Source organism: Photobacterium sanguinicancri (genome assembly GCF_024346675.1).
Taxonomy (GTDB): domain Bacteria; phylum Pseudomonadota; class Gammaproteobacteria; order Enterobacterales; family Vibrionaceae; genus Photobacterium; species Photobacterium sanguinicancri.
In genome coordinates this window covers 3568184-3589410 of the sequence record NZ_AP024850.1, presented here as the reverse complement: position 1 = coordinate 3589410, position 21227 = coordinate 3568184, and the positions used below count along the sequence as shown (strand labels likewise).

Annotated in this window: 19 protein-coding genes; 9 read left to right on the top strand and 10 right to left on the bottom strand. The window is 46.4% G+C overall.

Going from position 1 to position 21227, the window contains the following annotated elements:
- The first annotated feature begins 11 nt into the window (after nucleotides 1-11).
- Complete coding sequence (gene yigB, locus OCU87_RS16520) at nucleotides 12-734, top strand: 5-amino-6-(5-phospho-D-ribitylamino)uracil phosphatase YigB (RefSeq protein WP_261857573.1); 723 nt, start codon at nucleotides 12-14, stop codon at nucleotides 732-734.
- A gap of 93 nt (nucleotides 735-827) precedes the next feature.
- Here yigB and OCU87_RS16515 read toward each other — a convergent pair whose 3' ends face one another.
- Genes OCU87_RS16515 through OCU87_RS16500 form a run of 4 tightly spaced genes read right to left on the bottom strand, consistent with a single transcriptional unit; the run spans nucleotide 828 to nucleotide 3170 of the window.
- A complete protein-coding gene (locus OCU87_RS16515) occupies nucleotides 828-1286 on the bottom strand; it encodes a DoxX family protein (RefSeq protein ID WP_062690323.1) in 459 nt (152 codons plus the stop codon).
- Nucleotides 1280-2068 (bottom strand): HvfC/BufC N-terminal domain-containing protein, encoded by a 789-nt coding sequence (locus tag OCU87_RS16510; protein WP_261857572.1) that lies wholly within the window; start codon nucleotides 2066-2068, stop codon nucleotides 1280-1282. The genes OCU87_RS16515 and OCU87_RS16510 overlap by 7 nt, the downstream gene beginning before the upstream one ends.
- Nucleotides 2046-2882, bottom strand: coding sequence for an MNIO family bufferin maturase (gene bufB, locus OCU87_RS16505; protein ID WP_261858396.1), 837 nt, complete (start codon nucleotides 2880-2882; stop codon nucleotides 2046-2048). Before bufB ends, OCU87_RS16510 begins: the two co-directional genes overlap by 23 nt.
- A gap of 24 nt (nucleotides 2883-2906) precedes the next feature.
- A complete protein-coding gene (locus OCU87_RS16500; RefSeq protein WP_062690326.1) occupies nucleotides 2907-3170 on the bottom strand; it encodes a BufA1 family periplasmic bufferin-type metallophore in 264 nt (87 codons plus the stop codon).
- Between the two features lie 277 nt (nucleotides 3171-3447).
- Here OCU87_RS16500 and uvrD point away from each other — a divergent pair, with 277 nt between their 5' ends.
- On the top strand, nucleotides 3448-5619 hold the full coding sequence (uvrD, locus tag OCU87_RS16495; protein WP_094956017.1) for a DNA helicase II: 2172 nt from the start codon (nucleotides 3448-3450) through the stop codon (nucleotides 5617-5619).
- A 108-nt stretch (nucleotides 5620-5727) separates the two neighbouring features.
- Here uvrD and ggt read toward each other — a convergent pair whose 3' ends face one another.
- From ggt to rarD, 4 genes are all read right to left on the bottom strand, one after another.
- Entirely contained in the window at nucleotides 5728-7494 is a 1767-nt protein-coding gene (gene ggt / locus OCU87_RS16490) for a gamma-glutamyltransferase (RefSeq protein ID WP_261857571.1), read from the bottom strand.
- A gap of 99 nt (nucleotides 7495-7593) precedes the next feature.
- Complete coding sequence (locus tag OCU87_RS16485) at nucleotides 7594-8289, bottom strand: LysE family transporter (protein ID WP_062690368.1); 696 nt, start codon at nucleotides 8287-8289, stop codon at nucleotides 7594-7596.
- Between the two features lie 113 nt (nucleotides 8290-8402).
- Nucleotides 8403-9197: a helix-turn-helix transcriptional regulator gene (locus OCU87_RS16480; protein ID WP_261857570.1), complete on the bottom strand. Its 795-nt coding sequence runs from the start codon at nucleotides 9195-9197 to the stop codon at nucleotides 8403-8405.
- A gap of 160 nt (nucleotides 9198-9357) precedes the next feature.
- Nucleotides 9358-10269 carry an EamA family transporter RarD gene (rarD, locus tag OCU87_RS16475; RefSeq protein ID WP_062690327.1) on the bottom strand — a complete coding sequence of 304 codons (912 nt, stop codon included), beginning with the start codon at nucleotides 10267-10269 and terminating at the stop codon, nucleotides 9358-9360.
- Nucleotides 10270-10440: 171 nt separating this feature from the next.
- On the opposite strand from rarD, the gene recQ reads away from it, so the two are divergent.
- The 4 genes from recQ (at nucleotide 10441) to OCU87_RS16455 (ending at nucleotide 14362) form a co-directional block, all read left to right on the top strand.
- Nucleotides 10441-12285, top strand: coding sequence for an ATP-dependent DNA helicase RecQ (gene recQ / locus OCU87_RS16470; RefSeq protein ID WP_261857569.1), 1845 nt, complete (start codon nucleotides 10441-10443; stop codon nucleotides 12283-12285).
- Nucleotides 12286-12633: 348 nt separating this feature from the next.
- Nucleotides 12634-12960, top strand: coding sequence for a DUF3630 family protein (locus OCU87_RS16465; RefSeq protein ID WP_062690328.1), 327 nt, complete (start codon nucleotides 12634-12636; stop codon nucleotides 12958-12960).
- Between the two features lie 178 nt (nucleotides 12961-13138).
- The gene (locus OCU87_RS16460; RefSeq protein ID WP_062690329.1) at nucleotides 13139-13816 is read left to right on the top strand and encodes a 7-cyano-7-deazaguanine/7-aminomethyl-7-deazaguanine transporter; all 678 of its coding nucleotides are present in this window, start codon (nucleotides 13139-13141) and stop codon (nucleotides 13814-13816) included.
- Between the two features lie 111 nt (nucleotides 13817-13927).
- Nucleotides 13928-14362 (top strand): GNAT family N-acetyltransferase, encoded by a 435-nt coding sequence (locus tag OCU87_RS16455; RefSeq protein WP_062690330.1) that lies wholly within the window; start codon nucleotides 13928-13930, stop codon nucleotides 14360-14362.
- 361 nt (nucleotides 14363-14723) lie between these two features.
- On the opposite strand, the gene elbB is transcribed toward OCU87_RS16455, so the two are convergent.
- Nucleotides 14724-15374, bottom strand: a complete 651-nt coding sequence (gene elbB / locus OCU87_RS16450; RefSeq protein WP_094956007.1) for an isoprenoid biosynthesis glyoxalase ElbB — start codon at nucleotides 15372-15374, stop codon at nucleotides 14724-14726.
- Between the two features lie 377 nt (nucleotides 15375-15751).
- Between elbB and polA the strand changes: the two genes are divergently transcribed.
- Together polA and OCU87_RS25115 are read left to right on the top strand one after the other, a co-directional pair.
- Nucleotides 15752-18529: a DNA polymerase I gene (gene polA, locus OCU87_RS16445; protein WP_094956006.1), complete on the top strand. Its 2778-nt coding sequence runs from the start codon at nucleotides 15752-15754 to the stop codon at nucleotides 18527-18529.
- A 193-nt stretch (nucleotides 18530-18722) separates the two neighbouring features.
- Nucleotides 18723-18770, top strand: coding sequence for a hypothetical protein (locus tag OCU87_RS25115; protein ID WP_438616993.1), 48 nt, complete (start codon nucleotides 18723-18725; stop codon nucleotides 18768-18770).
- 732 nt (nucleotides 18771-19502) lie between these two features.
- On the opposite strand, the gene yihA is transcribed toward OCU87_RS25115, so the two are convergent.
- A complete protein-coding gene (gene yihA / locus OCU87_RS16440) occupies nucleotides 19503-20174 on the bottom strand; it encodes a ribosome biogenesis GTP-binding protein YihA/YsxC (protein ID WP_062690331.1) in 672 nt (223 codons plus the stop codon).
- Nucleotides 20175-20330: 156 nt separating this feature from the next.
- Here yihA and OCU87_RS16435 point away from each other — a divergent pair, with 156 nt between their 5' ends.
- Nucleotides 20331-20948, top strand: a complete 618-nt coding sequence (locus OCU87_RS16435) for a c-type cytochrome (protein WP_062690332.1) — start codon at nucleotides 20331-20333, stop codon at nucleotides 20946-20948.
- The last annotated feature ends 279 nt before the right edge of the window (nucleotides 20949-21227 follow it).

Below are 21227 nucleotides of genomic sequence, written 5' to 3'. Positions count from 1 at the left end.
TTGAGCGAGTAATGCAGTTTTACCGACCTTTAAAGCCAATCAAAGCCTTAACCTTTGATTTAGACGATACACTTTACGATAACCGCCCTGTTATCCGTCGTGCCGAGCAGGCGATGTATGACTGGTTGCATTCGAAGCACCCAGTGTCACGCATGCTGACCGTTGCCGATTGGATGGCGTTAAAGTTGCGGTTGGCGAACATCGACCCTTGGTTGCGCCATGATGTGACCCTTTGGCGTTTTGAGTTATTGAAAATAGGCTTAATGCAGTTAGGTTATTCGCTCAATCAAGCGACTCAAGCCGCAAACGACGGTGTCGCGACAGTGTTGGCAGTCCGTAATCAGGTTGATGTCCCGCCAGAGACCCACCGTGTGCTGGCATTGTTAGCCCAACGCGTGCCGTTAGTGGCCATCACCAATGGTAACGTGGATGCTGATAAGATTGGCTTGAGTGGCTATTTTAGCCACCTATTACAGGCAGGTCGTGATGGGGCGGCTAAACCCGCGCCTGATATGTTTGTTCGGGCTGCTCAGCTCATTGGTGTACCTTGTGAAAATATTCTCCATGTCGGCGATCACTTACATACCGATGTTAGTGGTGCCTTATTGAATGGCTATCAAGCCTGCTGGTTTAACGATCTTAACCGTTGTTTGCATCGTGAGCCGCGCGCCCGTCGGTTACCCGATATTGAGATATCATCGTTGGCGGCATTATTGGATGTGGTCGCTGAATAGCGAATAAGCAAGTGAACAGAAACAACAAGGCGACGTTATTCACGTCGCCTTTTTTATTGAGCTTTTTTTTGTTGTGTCTCGTCAGGAAAGGCTTTATTGCAGTGCGCTGTGTTTTTTCGGTTCGCTGCTGATCAGTTTGTCTACCGAGAATAAGCCAGCCCCCCAGAAGACGTTCACTAGCATCATCATGCCCCATAGCTGGTGGTCGAAAAAACCTTTCTCCCACAGTAAGGGATAGGACACTACGGCGATAATGTTAAACACAAACAGCACCAACGCCATTGGACGGGTAAATAACCCAAGTACTAAGAAAGCCGGTAAAATTAATTCTGCCGCTGTCCCCATGTAGGCGGCTAATTGCCACGGAATAAGTGGAACTTGGTATTCAAATTCAAATAAATACAGGGTGCTGTCCCAGCTGGAATATTTCACCATTCCTGATTTAAAAAAGACCCATGCGACCCACAGGCGAGTAAAGAGCAATAGAAAAGGGATCAGGGGATCGGTGATCCGTTTAGCGACCCCATCGATGTGTTTCATAAAATTCAGCATGCGCTATCTCCCTGTGGCAATCCTTGAATGTCTGAAAAAACCTGCTGTTGGATCAATTCGCCGAGTATTGCCATCATTGCCGCAGTGGCTTCCCCTAGTGAACGACCTTGTTGGCTTAATTGCACCAGCGCGGTGGCGGCGGGGGTGGTGGTAAGCACTGATAGCTGCTCGGGGTGATGTTGAATAATGACCGACTCGGCTTGGGTGAGATCGATCTCTTCGACCTTATCTTGATGGACCATATGCCAGATACTGCCGACTGGGTAGTTAGCATCCAGTAAATAGGTATGCTCAGGCACCGTTAGCGTTGCGTGGGCGATATTGTCTTCGGTGAGATATTGTAATTTCTCGAAGGGGAAGTTGATGGCATGGCAAGGGTGCTGATTCGCGCTGTCGATCAGCCATTCCAGTTGAATTAATTCGACTAGATAAGGCACCGCTTCTAATAAGCTGGGATGAGTACATACTGTATTACCGAAACACGCACCGTATGGTGTTACGTCACCTTGCTTGAGAGGGTAATTGAGCACATGCTGGCGGGCTAATTGGGTAAAGCACTCTTCACCAATTACCGCCTGGGTACAGGGGTAGGTTGCTTCAAGTACTTCGCATAGACTTACGACGAAATTATTGCGATATACCTGAATGAGTTGGTCGGCGGGAAAGCGGCCCACCTGAATATGCTCGGTCACATCGCTGGGTTGATAGTGCAAGGCCGTCGAAAAGTCTTGCTGTAATTGGTGCAAAGCGGGTGCTGAATCAGGGGAGGGTGATTTTTCCATAGTGCGCCTCCTGCGTAATAATGGTGGTTGCTTTATGGGCCTCTGCCAACAAAACATCTAATTCAGGTATATCTAGATCCCACTCAATCAGGGTCGGAACTGCGCCATGCTGGCGGATCCACAGCTGATAGAGTAACCAGACGGGTTTACTGACTGGGCGGCTATGGGTGTCGATCCAAATCTCACCTTGTTCAAACTCTTTTACCGTAAAGCCTGCGAGGTGAATCTCTTTGACGGCAGCTGGGTTGAGCGCGCTGATATATTGCTGGCAATCAAAGCCATGGTTAAAGCTACTGACGTAAATATTATTGAAATCGAGCAATAAACCGCAGCCAGTGCGCTGTTGTACTTCGTGCAGAAACTCCCACTCGGGGATCGCTGAATGGCGAAAGCTGAGATAGCTCGAGGGGTTCTCAACCAGAAACTCTCGCCCTAAGTAATCTTGAACTTGCTCAACCTTATGGCAAAAATTTGCTAAGGCCTCTTCGGTGTAGGGCAGTGGCAGTAAATCATTAAAATACTGGCCGTCGACCGAACTCCAACTTAAATGATCCGATACCGCAATTGGATTTACTTCATCCACTAAGTGCTTGAGCTGTTTGAGGTGTTGTTTATCCAACGGATCAGTAGACCCCAGTGATAACCCAATTCCGTGGCAGCTGATGGGGTAGTGGTTTACTATTTCTCGAAGCTGTTCACGCGCAGTGGAATGGGGATTGAAGTAATTTTCACTATGGATTTCAAGCCAGCCAATGTTGGGGCGCTGTTCGATGATTTGTAAGATGTGGGGGGAGCGTAAGCCCACCCCAACCATCTGTTGCTGTGTCAGTCTGCTCAATTATTTCGCCTCTGAAGCGCTACCAGACAGACGGTCACATAAACCTTTTGGTACCATGATGAAGGCATCTTTCTGACCATCGACTTTAGATGTACCAGCACATGAACTCGTCTTAGTCGCACAATCATTTTTACCTGCTTTAGCGACGCCGTAGCATTTCTCTTTTGCGCCATCAGCCGCAACAGCTGACGTTGAAGCCATAGTACCTGCAAGTGCAATAAGACCAGTAACAGCAGTGGCTAGGGCGATATTTGTCTTCTTCATAGTAATTCCTCTTTATACGCTGACTGTTGCTTGATGTAGCAACATTTCCTTTTGGTTTTTAATGGCGCTTTTTGCGCTCTCGGAACATAAGAAAGGGGTAGCAAGAAAATAATTTCACCTTTTTTACAATTAATTTACTTAGGTGTAACTTTCCGCTAGTTCCAAGCATAGAACAAAAAATAGTCAGCAAGAGGTTGAATCACTGATAACTTCTCAGAGTATTCTGAAATGGAGCTGTTATAATCGACAGCATTGTATAAATAACCAGTAGATGGCGATGGACGTATCACTCCTGTTAGATGGTCTTAATGACAAACAACGCGAAGCGGTGGCAGCACCGTTAGGTAACCACTTAGTGCTGGCAGGTGCGGGCAGTGGTAAAACACGGGTGCTGGTTCATCGTATTGCTTGGTTAATGTCGATTGAGCAAGCGTCACCGTATTCGATTATGTCGGTGACCTTTACCAATAAAGCGGCGGCAGAAATGCGAGGCCGTATTAACGAGCTAATGCATGGCTCATCGGCGGGCATGTGGAATGGTACTTTCCATGGTCTATGTCACCGCATGCTACGGGCGCATTATCTTGAAGCGCGTTTGCCTGAAGACTTCAATATCCTTGATTCTGATGATCAGATGCGTTTGATGCGCCGTCTGATTAAGCTGCATAACCTTGATGAAAAACAATGGCCTGCCCGTCAGGCGGTATGGTACATCAACGGTAAAAAAGACGAAGGGCTACGCCCGAAACATATCGATACCTTCAACGACCCGGTTGAACAAACCTGGCTGCGTTTATACACCGCGTATCAAGAAGCCTGTGATCGTGCTGGTTTAGTCGATTTTGCTGAATTATTGCTGCGTGCCTTTGAGTTAATCCGCGATAACAAACATATTCGTGAGCATTACCAAGCGCGCTTTAAGCATATTTTGGTCGACGAATTCCAAGATACCAACAACATCCAATTTGCATGGTTACGCCTAATGGCGGGACCAGATTGTAATGTGATGATCGTCGGTGATGATGACCAATCTATCTACGGTTGGCGTGGGGCGAAAGTTGAGAATATTCAACGTTTCTTGAATGATTTCCAAGGGGCGTCATCTATTTTCCTCGAGCAAAACTACCGTTCGACAGGGAATATTCTAAAAGCGGCCAATGAACTGATTGCCAATAACAATGAGCGTATGGGCAAGAGTTTGTGGACCGACGGTGCCGAAGGCGATTTGATCTCAATTTACTCGGCGTTTAACGAGCTTGATGAAGCTCGCTTTGCGGTCGGTAAAATCAAAGAGTGGCGTGAACAAGGTGGGGTGTTGAAAGACACGGCATTCTTGTACCGTAGTAATGCCCAATCGCGCGTGTTGGAAGAAGCCTTAATCCAAGCGGGTATGCCTTACCGTATTTACGGCGGGATGCGTTTCTTCGAACGCCAAGAAATTAAAGATGCATTGTCTTACTTGCGCTTAATGAGCAATCGTAACGATGATGCGTCGTTTGAGCGGGTGGTGAATACCCCAACGCGTGGCATTGGTGATCGCACTTTAGAAACTATTCGTTTAGCGGCGCGTGATCGTGGCATGACGATGTGGCAGGCGAGTATTTCCTTGCTTGAAGAACAAGTGCTCGCAGGCCGTGCGGCCAATGCGCTACGTCGTTTCATCGAATTGGTGAACGCGTTAGAAGACGATACTGCTGAGTTACCTATGTACCAGCAAACCGATGAAGTGATCCGAAACTCTGGCTTACGTGCGATGTACGAGCAAGAGAAAGGCGAAAAAGCGCAAGCGCGGATCGAAAACTTGGAAGAGCTGGTGACCGCAACCCGTCAGTTTGAAGTACCAGAAGAAGCCGAAGAGATGAGTCCGTTATCGGCGTTCTTGTCGCATGCGGCACTGGAAGCGGGTGAAGGCCAAGCCGATGAGTTTGATGATGCTGTGCAGCTGATGACAATGCACAGTGCCAAAGGTTTGGAGTTCCCAGTGGTCTTTATGGTCGGCGTTGAAGAGGGCATGTTCCCGAGTTCTCGCACGACCGAAGAAGTGGGTCGGTTAGAAGAAGAGCGTCGTTTGTGTTACGTGGGCATGACCCGCGCCATGAAAAAGCTCTACATCACCCATGCTGAAATGCGCCGCTTATACGGTAAAGATAATTACCACAAGCCGTCACGTTTTATTCGGGAGATCCCCGAGCAGCATGTCGAAGAAGTCCGCATGAAGGCGCAAGTGTCGCGCCCAGCGACTGGTGGGCGCTTTAGCCAAACTACGGTGAACGACAACTTTAACCAAACCGGATTTAGCTTAGGCCAGCGTGTTCAGCATCCGAAATTTGGTGAGGGGACAATTATCAACTTTGAAGGCAGTGGTGCGCAAAGTCGCGTGCAAGTCGCCTTTAACGGTGAAGGGATTAAGTGGTTGGTAACCCAATACGCCAAGCTTGATCCGATGTAATCACAGCGTATGTGTTAAATAATGAACAGCCCGCGATATGAAAATATCGCGGGCTTTTTGTTGGTAGGTGCAGGCGCGCTTATTACAAGGTATTACAGGTGCGCGTTATTACTGGGCGACGACTTTGCCTTCGCGACGTGGATCGGCGGCGCCAATCAGGTTTTTGCCGTCAATGCGGATTGCTTGTACCCCAGAGTTAAGCGGCTTTATTTTCACATCAAAGCCTAATCGCTCTAATTTTGGCGCCCAGAGTTCAGCATTGGTGTCTTGTTCTAGCTCAAAAGCACCAAAGCGGTTGTTCATGTTAGGTAAGTTGATGGCCTGCTGTAAATCGAGCCCCCAATCGAGATGGCCGACCAAAGTTTTAGCGACATACCCAATAATCTGACTGCCACCGGGTGAACCAACGGCTAAGCGTGGTTCCCCATCTTCTAACACGATAGTCGGTGCCATCGATGAGCGAGGGCGTTTGCCTGGCTCAATGCGATTAGCAATGGGAATACCATCGACATGGCTGCGGAAAGAAAAGTCGGTCAGCTCATTGTTGAGCAAGAATCCCCGTACCATTAAGCGAGAGCCAAAGCCATTTTCTATCGTGGTGGTCATGGATACGACATTGCGATCTTTATCGACAATAGTGAAATGGCTGGTGGAGGGCAGCTCTATGGATTCATCTGGCGCGTAGGTGTTGGCGTAGTTCCAAGTCGGCATACCGGCTTCTGCTTTTGTTAGTACCTGATTACCCTTAAGTAACTTCGCGCGCTCTTCAATATAGTCATCGGCGAGCAAGCCTTTGGTAGGCATCGGCACATAGTCGCTATCGGCCATATAACGGCCTCGATCGGCAAAAGCGAGGCGTGAAGCATCGCCAAGTAAGCGCCAGCTGTGGACATCACTGGCCCCCATTTTATCGAGCGGATAATAGCTTAGCATGCTCATGATTTGCCCGAGCGTGAGTGCCCCAGAGCTCGGAGGTCCCATGCCACAGATACTGTACTGGCGGTAAGGGGCGCACACCGCAGGACGTTCTTTCACTTGGTAAGTGGCGAAATCCATGGCGCTCAATACCCCAGGGTTTTCTTCCACGCTCCGCACTGTTTTGACGATGTCTTTGGCGATCTGACCGTGGTAAAAGGCGGTCGCACCTTGATCGGCGATTAGGCGCAGTGTCTTGGCGTATTCAGGATTTTTGAGTTGTTGCCCTGCTTGAATTGGGGTGCCATCATCGTTAAAAAAGTAGGCTTTGGTTGGGGCGAAACGTTGAAGATATTCTTGGTCTTTCTCGACGAGTGACGCCAAGCGAGGGCTGACAGGAAACCCTTTCTGTGCCAGTTTGAGTGCTGGCGCAAACAGATCTTTCCATTTTAATTTCCCTAAACGCTGGTGGGTGTGCCAAAGCAATTTGACGGTGCCCGGCGTGCCCACAGACCGTCCGCCTACCACGGCATCAAAGAACTTTAACGGTTGGCCTTTGTTGTCTTGAAACAAAATGGGGGTGACAGCATAAGGTGCGGTTTCACGGCCATCAAAGGTGGTCATCGCTTGCTTTTTTGCATCCCAATAGACCAAGAAGGCGCCGCCACCAATGCCCGATGATTGCGGCTCCACTAAGCCAAGTACGAGCTGGGTGGCAATCATGGCATCAATCGCATTCCCGCCTTGGCGCAGCATTTGCGCCCCTGCATCACTGGCCAATGGATTGGCAGCGGCCACCATCCATTCAGTGCCTTTGACCAGCGTTTGTTGTTGTAAACCTGTCGCCGCTTCTGGGGCGATGCTGTCTGTGGTTTGGCTGGCAAAAAGTGAGGAGCTAGAAAAAACAAACGCCAAGCTGAGAGTGAGCTTGGCGAGAGTTGGGGGCGTCATTTTCGGCATTGGGTGTCCTCTGATTTATGTGCATTCCATTTGCAATGAAATCAGAGTGGCAGCCTTATTATGCCTTGTCTAATTATTGGACAGGTTTTGTGCTTAAATTCAAATTCCGCTGACCACAGACCATAGAATGATTGAACCAATACTGATGAAAAGCACACCGCAGATACCGTCAATGTAGGGAGCGGCATATTGCAGTTTTTGCTGAAGACGTTTTCCCGTTAAGAGCCAAGCTAATAGCGCAAACCACATAAAAGAGGTGAGCCATAAAATAGCGATGGCACTGATTTTCCCCGTTAGCGACATATCGGCAGGCACTAGCGTTGAGAGTAAGCTAATAAAAAACACCAAGGCTTTCGGGTTAAGAATATTGGTGGTGAAGCCTTTCATCAGGGCTTGCTTACGGTTTGCCAAGACACGCGGTGGTGTTGGTGAAGCGGCTGGTTGTGTGGCTGGCTGCGACTTTTCATTCCTGTGTTCACTGCTGCGCTTTGCTCGCCACAGAGGCAATAAAATCCCCTTTACTGCGCCAATCCCAAGCCACAATAAGTAACTACCGCCTGCGGCTTGCAGTAAGGCAAATAACATCGGATGTTGATGAATAAGCAGGCTTGCCCCTGTGAGGCTCAAAATAGAATGCATCAAAATACCTAGAGATAATCCCAAGGCAATACTGATCCCTGTTTGACGACCATAGCGACCTGCATTTTGCACCACTAAGGCAAAATCAGGCCCAGGGCTCATCAGGGCAATAATGTGGACAGTGACAAGCGTGAATAGCGTGGTGACTTCGTTGATCATTGTGGCGATGACATCCTTCAAATGGCGAGGCGGAATGCCCAGCGGCCGTCAGAATGCCGTAGTTTGCAGATAGAAGCTTGTAAAATAATGACAGTGAATAGGCTTAACGGCTATTTGATATGTGAAGGGGCAATGCCATAGGTCTGTTTGAACGCGTTGGCGAAGTGGGCTTGGTCGTAAAAACCGACATGATATGCTACTTCAGTACTGCTAAAGCCCGCTTTTAATAGCGCCATGGCATGCTCTAACCGAAGGCGGGCTAACCATGCATACGGCGTCATTGCGGTTGCTTTTTTAAATTGGCGCAGCATTTGAGAAGGGCTAAGCCCGCATAAGGAAGCCAAATCCTCTAAGCCGATTTTTTGATCCAAATGGGCCATCACATAGTCACGTAGCTGGGATAAATCTTTACTGCCTAACGCCGTGATGGGTGCTTCACGAACTTGCCCATAATGCGTTAATAAATAAGAAAACGATTCGATGGGTAGGCTATCTCGGGCCAGCTGCGAGACCAACGGATTATCGAGCTGTTGGTGGAGCTGCGTTAATTGGTGAAATAACGGCTGATCGGCAATGTTGTTTTGTGGAAAGCAGTAGTGGCCTTTGCCTGAAACTTCTTCAGCTTGCTGGCTAAGCCAATCTGGCGTAATACTAAATACTTTCACGCGATAGCCTGATTGCTCTTTGGCCTGACCGTCATGAATTTCATCCGGTGGCATGATCACCAGCTGTCCCGCCCCTGCGATGTGTTTCTCGCCTTGATAAAAATACTGTTGTTGGCCTTGGGTGATCAACCCTAAATGGTAATCCAGGTGATAGTGGCGTTTAAATGCAAAGTTTTGATAGTGGGCGTCAATGAGGTTGATGTCGTCAATGGGGCTTTTGCGATGGCTGATTTTATTCATAACAACTCCCCAATGATATTGCGTAACAGTCAGTAATGCCGAAGAGGAAATTGAAGACACTCCCCGTTTCTTGGTGCGTAGTGAGTACAACATAGCCATGGCGGTGCTGCTTGTAAAAAATTCACAGCACCGAATGGCTAAAGGTATTTATCGGTAAGGGCTAAACAAGTGGTATTTGTTTTTTATTCTTGCGGTGAGTGCGTAAGCCATCGGCACTGAATATCACCAGACCAGCCCAAATAAAGCCAAATGTTATGCCTTTATCAGCCGTAAAGGCTTCGCCATAAACCGCGACAGCCAGTAAGAACATTAAGCTTGGCCCTATGTACTGGAAGAAGCCCAATGTTGAGAACTTCAACTTAGTGGCGGCGCCAGTAAAACAGAGTAAAGGTACTGTCGTCACAATCCCTGCTGCCATTAACAGCAAGTTGGTCGTTGTACTGTTTTGTGACCAATCAGAGGTGGGAGTATCGGCAATCATGAAAACATAAAAAGCGGCGACAGGCAGCAGTAAGCAGGTTTCAATAAAAAGACCGGTCTGCGCATCAAGGTTGACTTTTTTCCTAAGTAAACCATAGCTAGCAAAGGTGGCAGCTAGCGCCAGCGCTATCCAAGGTAAGGAACCAAATTTGATCAGTTGAACCAACACACCACATGTCGCAAGTGTAACCGCAACCCATTGCCATGGGCGTAACCGTTCGCCTAAAAAAACCATGGCTAAAACGACATTAAACAAAGGATTGATAAAATAGCCTAAGCTGGCATCAAGCATGTAGTTATTATTAATTGCCCAAATGAAAATCAGCCAGTTACTGCCCACCAACACCGAGGTTAGTGCCAAGATCAACAGCATTTTGGGTTGGCGCATGATCACCGACACTTTATGCCAGTGACGGCGTACACCTATGATGGCTGCTAAAAAAAAGAAAGACCAAATAACACGGCTGCTTAAAATCTCAAATGCGCTGACATGTTGCAGCGATTTGAAATAGATAGGCGCAATGCCCCACATGGTATAGGCGGCAAGAGCGAGAAAAACGCCTCGTCGTGTTTGTTGTGCTTGTTCGTCCATTGAATTCCAAATCTTGTTTTATAAAAAAGCGAAAGAAAGGCATTTTTTGCCAAAAAATGTGGCTGCAGTATAAAACGAGGGTCGAACAGAAACCAACCAGATTCAACAGAGAATGCCCGACGACGGAGTTTGGTATAGAATACTCGCCCCTTTTGTTCAAAGAGCCGTGTTATGTCATCAAGCTGTGCTGAATCTCAGACGCCGAGCGCCCCATCTGCAAGCGAACAAATTTTGCAGGATGTGTTTGGCTACCAAGCGTTCCGTCTGGGTCAACAAGAAGTCATTGAAGCAGCGGCAGCAGGGCAAGACGGTTTAGTGATCATGCCTACTGGTGGCGGCAAATCACTGTGCTATCAAATTCCAGCGTTGATGTTAGATGGCCTGACCTTGGTGATCTCACCGCTTATCTCATTAATGAAAGATCAGGTCGATCAACTGCAAGCCAATGGGGTAGCGGCGGCATACTTAAATTCGACCATGACTCGTGAAGCGGTAATGGAAACCTTTGAGGCGATGCAGTCGGGGACCGTGAAATTGGTGTATGTCTCACCTGAGCGCGCCCTGATGTATGATTTTATTGAGCGTCTTAAGGGCATCCCACTATGTTTAATTGCGGTGGATGAAGCGCACTGTATTTCGCAGTGGGGACATGATTTCCGCCGTGAATACGCCGAGCTGGGGTTACTTAAACAACATTTCCCTGACGTGCCTATTTTAGCGTTAACTGCCACGGCCGATGACACCACACGCAGTGACATTATGGGACGCTTAGCGTTGATGGATCCGCATGTGTATTTGGGCAGTTTTGATCGCCCTAATATTCGCTATACCTTGCAAGAAAAATACAAACCTATGGCGCAACTAACCCGCTACCTAGCCGGGGTACGTGGCCAGTGCGGTATTATTTATTGCAATAGCCGTAAACGGGTAGAACAAATAACTGAAAAGCTGTGTGGCGAAGGCATTCGCGCGGCGGCTTACCATGCAGGGCTCGATTTTAGCGAGCGAGCGCATGTACAAGAAAGTTTTCAGCGTGATGATGTTCATATTGTGGTGGCCACCGTGGCATTTGGCATGGGGATTAATAAGCCCAATGTTCGCTTTGTGGTGCATTACGATATTCCCCGCAATATCGAATCTTATTATCAAGAGACAGGGCGCGCAGGGCGAGATGGCCTACCCGCTGAAGCGGTGACCTTTTATGACCCTTCAGATCTCGCGTGGCTACGCCGTTGCCTCGATGAGAAAGAAGAAGGGGAGCAAAAAAGGGTTGAGAGCCATAAACTGAATGCAATGGGCGCGTTTGCTGAAGCGCAAACTTGTCGCCGCCAAGTTTTGCTGCATTACTTTGGTGAGCACCGAGAACAGCCCTGCGGTAACTGTGATATTTGTATCGACCCACCTAAACGCTTTGCTGCCCTTGAAGTCGCGCAGAAGGCGTTATCGTGTGTTTACCGCGTCAATCAAAACTTTGGCATGACCTATGTGGTGGAAGTACTACGCGGGATGCAAAATCAGCGGATCCGCGAGCATGGTCATGATCAATTGACCACCTACGGTATTGGCCGTGAGCACAGTAATGAATTTTGGATCAGCATTTTGCGTCAATTGGTGCATTTGGGTTTTTTAAATCAAAACATCATGCGTAGCTCAACATTACAACTGACGGAAAAAGCCCGTTTGGTATTGCGCAGTGAAATCAACTTAGAGTTAGCAGTGCCAAGGCTGGATAGCGCAGCACGTACGGCGAAAAATGATAAATTGGCCAATCGTCAGTACGATAAAAAACTGTTCGCGAAATTACGCAAGCTACGCAAAGCGATTGCCGATGAAGATGATTTGCCACCGTATGTGGTATTTAACGATGCCAGCTTGATGGAAATGGCAGAGAAATTACCGACCTCATCGGGGGCTTTACTTGCGGTGAATGGCGTAGGCCAGCGTAAGTTGGAAAAATACGGCGACGCTTTTTTAACGCTGATTGAAGAGCACTTGATGGCGACCGTTGATTATTAGCCGTTGCGATTGAAGTACTATTTTTGCTTGGTACATGGCAGGCAAAAAAATACCGGACTTATCCGAGTCCGGTATAAAATGCGTTTCGAACATAATAAGACTATGTTGTCGTCGCAACAAAACAGCTTGCGTATTTGGTGAGAATGTTAACATCACCGGTTACCAACATTGCATTAAGGGTGATGAGCCGTATTAATGCAGTATTGTCGGCAACACAGTTATAAAACCATGAAGCTATAGCGCTTGGCTATAGTTGTCTTATGGTTTGATACCCATAGCAACAATTGGTTACAGGAATTAAGCCAAATAGCGAATTTTAGCTACTAAATCGCCGAAAAAGGACTCTATATGTCATCATTTCCCTACGAACCTTTCTCGGTTCGTCGCCTTGATTTTGAACACAGTCATTTACTATTAACTGCGCCTGACTTTGATTACGACACTTTTAGTGAAGTGGCGACAGCGTTAGTCGTGCGGATTGACTCAACTGTCATTGAGCAAGAAAAAAATGCCGATTTACATGTTTGGCTGATTGATTTCGAAGGCTGTCGACTCTTGCTCAAAGGCGAGCACTACAGTGGGGCGCTGTGGATAGAAGCGATGTCGAGTGCCGATAATGACACCTTGGCTTTTATCGCGAGTATGCTACCGACAGATACAGCACAATATTGTTAATCGGCTCGTGTGTCCTTTTCTTCCGCAGTGAAACGATTGCGTGTGGTGGATGGCAGCAGCAGGGCTAGGCAGCTCGATTGGTTACTGTATAATCGCCCGCTTGGTCGCGTAGGGGTGAGATCCTACCGCGTGAATATATTTGGGTTCCCTCTCCCCCAATGACAAAAAGGTCTCTTTAATGACGACTTCGCAATTTACACCCGCGCAGCAGCGCAAAGCACTTTCCTACTTAGTGTTATTCCACTTAGTGATCATTGCTTCAAGCAACTACTTAGTACAACTTCCTTTTACGGTGATGGGATTCCATACCACGTGGGGGGCGTTTACCTTTCCTTTTATCTTCTTGGCAACGGATTTAACCGTACGCATTTTTGGTGCTCAGATGGCGCGTAAAATCATTCTGCGCGTGATGATGCCCGCCTTACTGATATCTTATGGTTTGTCGGTGGTATTTTTCCAAGGGGAGTACCAAGGTTTTGCTCACTTATTGGAATTTAACCTGTTTGTTGCTCGTATTGCTGTCGCGAGCTTTATGGCTTATCTATTGGGCCAAATTTTGGATGTCTCGGTATTTAACCGCTTACGCCAAGCTAAAAGCTGGTGGGTTGCCCCAACATGCTCAACCATTATTGGTAATGCTTTAGATACGATTGCGTTTTTCTCTATCGCTTTCTACAACAGTCCAGATGCTTTTATGGCTGCGAACTGGACTGAAATCGCCTTAGTGGATTACACATTTAAGTTATTAATTAGTTTAGGTTTATTTGTGCCTATTTATGGTGTATTGCTTAACTACTTAGTGAAAAAGCTTACCGCATTGAACCCCAATTATATGGGGGAGCAAAAATTAGTGTGATACTCAGTATCAAACAAGAAGCCAGCAAATTTTGCTGGTTTTTTTTCATTTGAAATAGGGTGCAGTATGCTGTGCTGTTGATGAACGTTAAGGTGAAATGAGGTGAAAACTATGTTGGTTCGTCAAGCGAGTTTGGAAGATGCACTCACGGTGCTTGCTACGATCAAAGAGTTTGATCATGTTGAAACAGTAGAGAGTTTACAGGCTCGGATCGCGGATCAGCCTGCGCTGGTATTAGTCGCCCAAATGAATCAGCAACTTGTTGGCGTTAAAGTCGGGTATGCGAAATCTGATGATGAGTTTTATAGCTGGATAGGCGGTGTTTCACCCTCAGGACGTGGTCATGGCGTCGCGCAAGCTTTGTTAGAAGCACAAGAAGCATGGGTAAAAGCAGAGGGCTATAAACGCTTAACGGTGAAGTCTCGTAATCGGTTTGCTGCCATGTTGCGCTTGTTGCTGCGTAATGGCTATCAGATCCTTGATCTTGAAAAGAAAGGTCAAGTGGCTGATTACCGTTTGTACTTTGAGAAGGTACTGGCTAAATAACAATGTCTTACGGGTGCTTCACGTGGTTTTAGTGGGTGTTAAATGGGCAGAGTAAAGACGTAAAGGACCTCTGGTTAGCATCTAAATGAAATTAATTCTCAATAAGTACTTGCAATAAAGATGAGAATGGTTATTATTAACAGGCACTCAGGCGATGGCGGTTACATCAGCTAGCGTTCTGAAGGCACGACATTGCTCACATTGCTTCCAGTGTACTTCAGCTCATGGATGAATGTTCCCAGTGTAGGGCTAGGAACAATACACCACTTCTGCTGAGCGGCGCCTTCCAAAGTTGCGCCGCTTTTTCTTTTCTAGCGTTTACCCATTTTACTTCTTATTCCAATCTTTTTGACCAATCCGATCACGCTAATTTCACCAACTCTTTGACCAGCTTATTAATGCCACTTGCAGCCTCACTTAAACTGCCAGCAAGCATGTATGCAGGTGTGGTGAGTAAACGGCGTTTTTGGTCTAATACGAAGTCATGAACTGGGCATTCAATGTGTTCCCCCCCCATATTATTAAAGACTTGGGCAGTGTCAGGATCCGTGCCGATCGTCCCTTTCGCTCCTGAGCCATAAATGAGCGGGATCATCGCCGGGGCTATACACAGATAACCCGCTGGTTTGTCGGCTTGGGCAAAAGTTTGGCAGGCACTGAGTACGTCGGGGTGGATCGTGCAATCACTGCCTTTGATGGCAAAGTCTGATAGGTTTTTGGCTGCGCCAAATCCCCCAGGTACCAACAATGCATCGAATTGGTTCGCACTAAGATCTTTGACGTCTTGGATCTGACCACGGGCAATGCGGGCGGCTTCGATCAATACATTGCGAGATTCTGTACTTTCTTCACCAGTGAGGTGGTTGATCACATGGTGTTGATCAATATTGGGAGCAAAGCAGTGCCAGCTGGCGCCTTCTTGTTCAATTGCTAGCAGGGAAAGTACCGATTCGTGAATCTCACTGCCATCAAAGACCCCACAGCCGCTTAAAATTACCGCAATTCTTTTCATTCTGGCTTCCTTTCTAGTCAAAATTGTCTATTTTTACAGTCTGTATGCTTAATTTAAGATTGCTACGCTAACGTTGTCCACAATCAATGATCATTGCTCGATCAAAGATCTATTTGCCTGTTTTTTGTTATCTTATTGAATTTAATGGTTTTTGGGCGATGTTTTGATTTTGTTTTAAAAGTTGATCCCAGCTTTAAAATTAAATACTAACAAAGTTATCCACAGATTGAGGGTGTCTCGGGGAAAACATCAGTTAACACTGGCGAGTTGTCGTGGCATTCTAGTAACCCGCCATACAGATTCCTCTCTTTGAGCATATATTATGCGCAATCTGTGTGCCGAGTGATTATGACTTTTCCGGATATAAGAATATCTCTATGGCTACTATTCCAGATAACCCGCTTATTTTGATCGATGGATCATCTTATCTTTACCGTGCTTACCATGCTGCACCTAACTTCACCAATTCTGATGGAGAACCAACAGGAGCGGTATATGGTGTTGTGAACATGCTGCGCAGTATGTTGCGCCAGTTCTCAACTGAACATATTGCGGTCATTTTCGATGCGAAAGGCAAGACTTTCCGTGATGATATGTATCCGGAATACAAAGCGAATCGTCCACCAATGCCGGACGATCTTCGTGGTCAAATTGAACCACTTCACGCTGTAATTAAAGCAATGGGTTTACCCTTGATCTCGATTTCAGGGGTGGAAGCCGATGATGTGATTGGTACGTTAGCAAGCCAAGCATCACAGGCGGGGATGCCTGTACTGATCAGTACGGGTGATAAGGATATGGCGCAGCTAGTGGATGAGAATGTCACTCTGATCAATACCATGACAGATGTGGTGATGGATCCTGCTGGCGTAGTAGAGAAGTTTGGTATTGGTCCCGAACTGATCATCGACTATTTAGCCTTGATGGGCGATAAAGTTGATAACATTCCGGGTGTACCGGGTGTGGGTGAAAAGACAGCGAAAGCCTTGCTAACAGGTATTGGTAGTTTAGATGCGCTGTATGACAATCTTGATGCGATTCCAGCCTTAGGTTTCCGTGGTTCGAAAACCATGCCTAAAAAGCTGGAAGATAACAAAGATGCGGCATATATGTCGTACCAACTGGCAACGATCAAGCTGGATGTTGAGCTTGAGATGGCACCGCATGAGTTGGTTAAAACCACCCCAGATACCGATGAGCTGACCAAACTCTTTGGTAAATTACAGTTCCGTCGTTGGTTGAGCGAAATGCTTGATGGTAGCGATGGTAAAATCGTGGCCGATGAACGCGTTGTTGGTGGTAGCGCAACGGATGAGCCTAAAATTGTTGCGCCAGTCATTGATCGCAGCGGTTACGAAACCGTATTAGATGAAGCCAGCTTTAGCGCTTGGCTTGAGCAACTGAATACCGCAGAGGTTGTCGCGTTTGATACCGAAACGGACGGCCTAGATTACATGACCGCTAACTTGATTGGTGTGTCATTTGCGGTTGAAGAAGGGAAAGCGGCATACGTACCTGTCGCGCATGATTACCTTGATGCTCCAGCACAATTGGATCGAGATTGGGTATTAGCACAGCTAAAACCATTACTTGAAGATGCAACCAAAGCGAAAGTGGGTCAAAATCTGAAGTTTGATGCCAGCATTTTGGCGCGATACGATATTGATATGCAGGGTATTGTGTTTGATACCATGCTGGAGTCGTACGTGTTCAATAGCGTGGTTGGCCGCCATGATATGGATAGCCTGTCGCTGCGTTACCTAGAGCATAAAACAATTAGCTTTGAAGATATCGCAGGTAAAGGCAAAAAGCAGCTGACGTTTAATCAAATCGATCTAGAACAAGCTGGCCCTTATGCGGCGGAAGATGCGGATATTACTTTACGCCTTCATAACGTACTGATTGCCAAAGTGAATGCAGACGAGAAATTAAAATCTGTATTTGAAGAGATTGAAATGCCACTGGTGCCTGTTCTCTCGCGTATTGAACGTACCGGTGTGTTGATTGACAGCATGCTAATGGGCGCACAATCGTCAGAATTAGCCGTGCGCTTAGACGAACTCCAACAGCAAGCGTATGAAATTGCAGAGCAAGAATTTAACTTAAGTTCACCGAAGCAACTGCAAGCTATTTTGTTTGAAAAGATGGGTTTACCTATCTTGAAGAAAACACCGTCTGGTGCGGCTTCTACTAATGAAGAAGTGCTGCAAGAATTGGCGCTTGATTACCCATTACCCAAATTAATTTTGGAATACCGTAGTTTGTCGAAGTTGAAGTCAACGTACACCGATAAACTGCCGAAAATGGTGAATCCGGCTACTGGGCGAGTACATACCTCGTACCATCAAGCGGTAACAGCGACTGGGCGCTTGTCGTCAAGCGATCCAAATTTACAGAATATCCCTATTCGTAATGCTGAAGGCCGTCGAATTCGCCAAGCGTTTATAGCCCCAACGGGATACAAAGTACTGGCGGTCGATTACTCGCAAATCGAATTACGTATTATGGCGCATTTGTCGGGTGATGAAGCATTGCTTGAGGCGTTCCGCACGGGTAAAGATATTCATGCTGCAACAGCGGCTGAGATCCTTGGCTTGCCGATTGACTCGGTATCAACCGAGCAGCGTCGTCGTGCTAAAGCGATCAACTTCGGTTTGATCTATGGCATGAGTGCATTTGGTTTAGCGAAACAACTGGGCATGGGGCGTAACGAAGCGCAAGAGTATATGGATCTGTACTTTGAACGTTACCCTGGTGTGCTGGAATATATGGAAAGCACCCGTAATACCGCGAGCGAGCAGGGCTTTGTTGAAACCTTATTTGGTCGTCGTTTGCACCTGCCTGATATCAAATCACGTAACGGTATTCGTCGTAAAGCAGCAGAACGAGCTGCTATAAATGCGCCGATGCAAGGTACCGCGGCTGATATTATTAAGCGTGCAATGGTGTTGGTTGATGAGTGGGTCCAACAGCAACCTGAAGGTCAAGTTCGTCTACTCATGCAAGTGCACGATGAACTTGTATTTGAAGTACAGAATGAGCATTTAGATGCTGTAACTGCAGAGGTACAGCGTTTGATGGAAGCGGCGGCACAATTGGATGTTCCTCTTGTTGCTGACGCTGATTCTGGGGATAACTGGGATCAAGCCCACTAAGGGCTCAACACTCTATTTATTGAGAAAGAAGACGAATAGTCAGCCTTAGCTGGCTATTTTTTTATGTGAATTAAGCGGCTAATGACAATTATATGTAAAAGCAAATTACAAATATGTGAAAAAAAATAACGAAATATACTTTCATTACCTGAGCGTTTGTTATACAGTTAGCAACGTAGGGTACAGAGGTAAGATGTTCTATCTTTCAGACCTTTTGTTTCACGTTATTGGATTTGGCTGATTCAGCCGCCCTGGTCTTTTGACCGGGGCGTTTTTTATTGGGCCAACTAAAATTGATGTTATCACCTACATCCTTCTTTTTTCCTCATTCCTTTTCTTTATTACCTAAACAGCCTTACGTCTGCTTTCAAGCCAGCGGTATCAGTCACTCACTCTATTAATACACTTTTGGATAAGAACACTTTAATCGCACCTTCAATATGAGCGCAGTTACATATAAAAACTTAGTTGCAGTGCATTCGAATAAAAATTAGAGCAATTACTTTAATTTAAAGATTGATACGGTATAATAGCCCCAGCTTCTTGTTCATATTTGTATTAAGCAATGCGATCATTTGTCGCTTTGTTTACAAAGACATGAAATAGCCACCCACATTTTAGCGGTGGCTTTTTTTTGCCTGAAATTTGAGTTATGTAATAAAATTTCACTTGGGTATGCCGAGTGACTTGTTTTCAGTTTGCTTAATTTGTAATAAAAAACAACTGAAAGGGTTTTGTCGGTCAAGTCACTAAAAGGTGATGTTTTGGCTGTAGACTAGTGATAAAGCCTGAGGTATAGCTGTTGGAAATATCAACAAAGGTAGGACAAAAAACTTGCGTTGGGGGGGGAAATCATTGATCCTTTTTGGATAAAAATAAAAAAACCTCCTATTTCTCTCCCGTTGCCCCACCATGCTGGTGGGGAATTTTTATTGCTCTGTCCTTAGAGCAATAAATAGCAGTACACGTTGAATTAATCGTCCGTGTTCTCGCTGATTTGTTCTGCGTCATCTTCTGCTAAAAATGCTTGTTGGCGCTCTAGTTCCGGCGTAAACCATTCAGTTAGTTTTGCACGTACTTGATCAACACCTAAGCCTTTCAATGATGAGAAAAACTCGACTTGAACATCGCCACCAAAGGCTAATGAGTCTTTACGGGTTTTCATCAGTTGCTGCTTACGCGCACCGCTTTTCAGTTTGTCTGCTTTTGTTAACAAAACAAGCACTGGTAGGCGGCTCTCGACAGCCCACAAAATCATTTGTTGGTCGAGATCTTTCATTGGGTGACGGATATCCATCAACACCACTAAGCCTTGTAAACATTCACGTTTTTGCAGGTATTCACCTAATGCACGTTGCCACTTCTTTTTAAGTTCAAGCGGTACTTGTGCAAAGCCGTAGCCTGGTAAATCGATCAGGTTACAACCCGGCGTGACTTCAAACATATTGATCAGCTGAGTACGACCTGGAGTTTTAGACGTACGCGCTAAACCTTTCTGGTCAGTCAGACGGTTAAGTGCGCTTGACTTACCAGCATTCGAGCGACCAGCAAATGCGATTTCAGCACCAGCGTCAGTAGGCAAGTGGCGAATATCAGGTGCACTTGTGATAAAACGTGTATTTCTATAGTTGAGAAGTTGATTCACTGTTAACTCCGTCAAGTCTTCATGTAGTCGACTGATTACTTTTATGTGAAATTGTGTAAAATATATCTAACCGTGCTCGGTTTGTGGTCGATTGTATACCATGTTGCTGAGCATTACTTGTGGTACTGGAAGCTCAATAATTATAAACGGAATGTCATGAAGAAATTAGTATTGATATTGTCTCTTCTTGCCAGTTGCTCAGCCTGGGCCCAGGGAGACGCAGAGGCAGGGAAAGCGAAAGCTGCGACATGTGCAGCTTGTCATGGTGCAGATGGAAATAGCATTATGGCGCAATACCCTAAAATTGCTGGTCAGCACCCTGGCTATTTGGAAAAGCAGCTGAAAGAATTTAAGTTAGGTATTACCTCTGGTGGTCAACAAGGTCGTAACGATCCTGTGATGAGTGCAATGGCGATGCCGTTATCAGAACAAGATATGTCAGATCTTGCTGCATACTATGCATCTTTACCTATTTCAGAAAGCACCACCCCTGAGTCTTCGATTGAAATTGGTCAACAACTTTACCGTTTTGGTGATGCCGAGCGTGGTATTGCTGCATGTACGGCGTGTCATGGCCCACGTGGTAATGGTACAAGCTTGTCTGGCTTCCCTAAAATTTCAGGTCAGAATGCGGAATACGTAAAACTGCAGCTGGAAAAATTCCGTGCAGGCCAGCGCCAGAATGATATGAACACCATGATGCGTGCGGTTGCCGCAAAACTGAGTGATGGCGAAATTACCGCGCTATCGCAGTATGTTGGTGGATTACACTGATTGATGACCAGTGTGAAAAAAGCAGCTTCGGCTGCTTTTTTTGTATCTAAAGAACGGTATTTGCTCTGAGTGTTATCTTAAATATGCGAATGACTGTCTAGTGTGTGCGAGATCGGCCATTCATGGCGGTTGTTCAAGCTGAATAAATGAAAGCCAATAGAAGTAAATTTCTTTATTTATAAAGAGTTAGGTTTGTTGTAAAAATATTACAGTAACTCCTTCTTTTATAGTGCCTTGTTTGGTGTTGGTATTCGCGTAAAGTTACCCCTGTCGACAAGG

Excerpts from the sequence above, each read along its gene's own strand:
- ggt (WP_261857571.1), bottom strand. The coding sequence starts at position 7,494 with ATGCCGAAAATGACGCCCCCAACTCTCGCCAAGCTCACTCTCAGCTTG.
- OCU87_RS16480 (WP_261857570.1), bottom strand. The coding sequence starts at position 9,197 with ATGAATAAAATCAGCCATCGCAAAAGCCCCATTGACGACATCAACCTC.
- OCU87_RS16510 (WP_261857572.1), bottom strand. The coding sequence starts at position 2,068 with ATGGAAAAATCACCCTCCCCTGATTCAGCACCCGCTTTGCACCAATTA.
- OCU87_RS16455 (WP_062690330.1), top strand. The coding sequence starts at position 13,928 with ATGTTGGTTCGTCAAGCGAGTTTGGAAGATGCACTCACGGTGCTTGCT.
- bufB (WP_261858396.1), bottom strand. The coding sequence starts at position 2,882 with ATGGTTGGGGTGGGCTTACGCTCCCCCCACATCTTACAAATCATCGAA.
- OCU87_RS16465 (WP_062690328.1), top strand. The coding sequence starts at position 12,634 with ATGTCATCATTTCCCTACGAACCTTTCTCGGTTCGTCGCCTTGATTTT.
- elbB (WP_094956007.1), bottom strand. The coding sequence starts at position 15,374 with ATGAAAAGAATTGCGGTAATTTTAAGCGGCTGTGGGGTCTTTGATGGC.
- uvrD (WP_094956017.1), top strand. The coding sequence starts at position 3,448 with ATGGACGTATCACTCCTGTTAGATGGTCTTAATGACAAACAACGCGAA.
- OCU87_RS16500 (WP_062690326.1), bottom strand. The coding sequence starts at position 3,170 with ATGAAGAAGACAAATATCGCCCTAGCCACTGCTGTTACTGGTCTTATT.
- yigB (WP_261857573.1), top strand. The coding sequence starts at position 12 with ATGCAGTTTTACCGACCTTTAAAGCCAATCAAAGCCTTAACCTTTGAT.
- polA (WP_094956006.1), top strand. The coding sequence starts at position 15,752 with ATGGCTACTATTCCAGATAACCCGCTTATTTTGATCGATGGATCATCT.
- OCU87_RS16515 (WP_062690323.1), bottom strand. The coding sequence starts at position 1,286 with ATGCTGAATTTTATGAAACACATCGATGGGGTCGCTAAACGGATCACC.
- rarD (WP_062690327.1), bottom strand. The coding sequence starts at position 10,269 with ATGGACGAACAAGCACAACAAACACGACGAGGCGTTTTTCTCGCTCTT.
- recQ (WP_261857569.1), top strand. The coding sequence starts at position 10,441 with ATGTCATCAAGCTGTGCTGAATCTCAGACGCCGAGCGCCCCATCTGCA.
- OCU87_RS16460 (WP_062690329.1), top strand. The coding sequence starts at position 13,139 with ATGACGACTTCGCAATTTACACCCGCGCAGCAGCGCAAAGCACTTTCC.
- OCU87_RS16435 (WP_062690332.1), top strand. The coding sequence starts at position 20,331 with ATGAAGAAATTAGTATTGATATTGTCTCTTCTTGCCAGTTGCTCAGCC.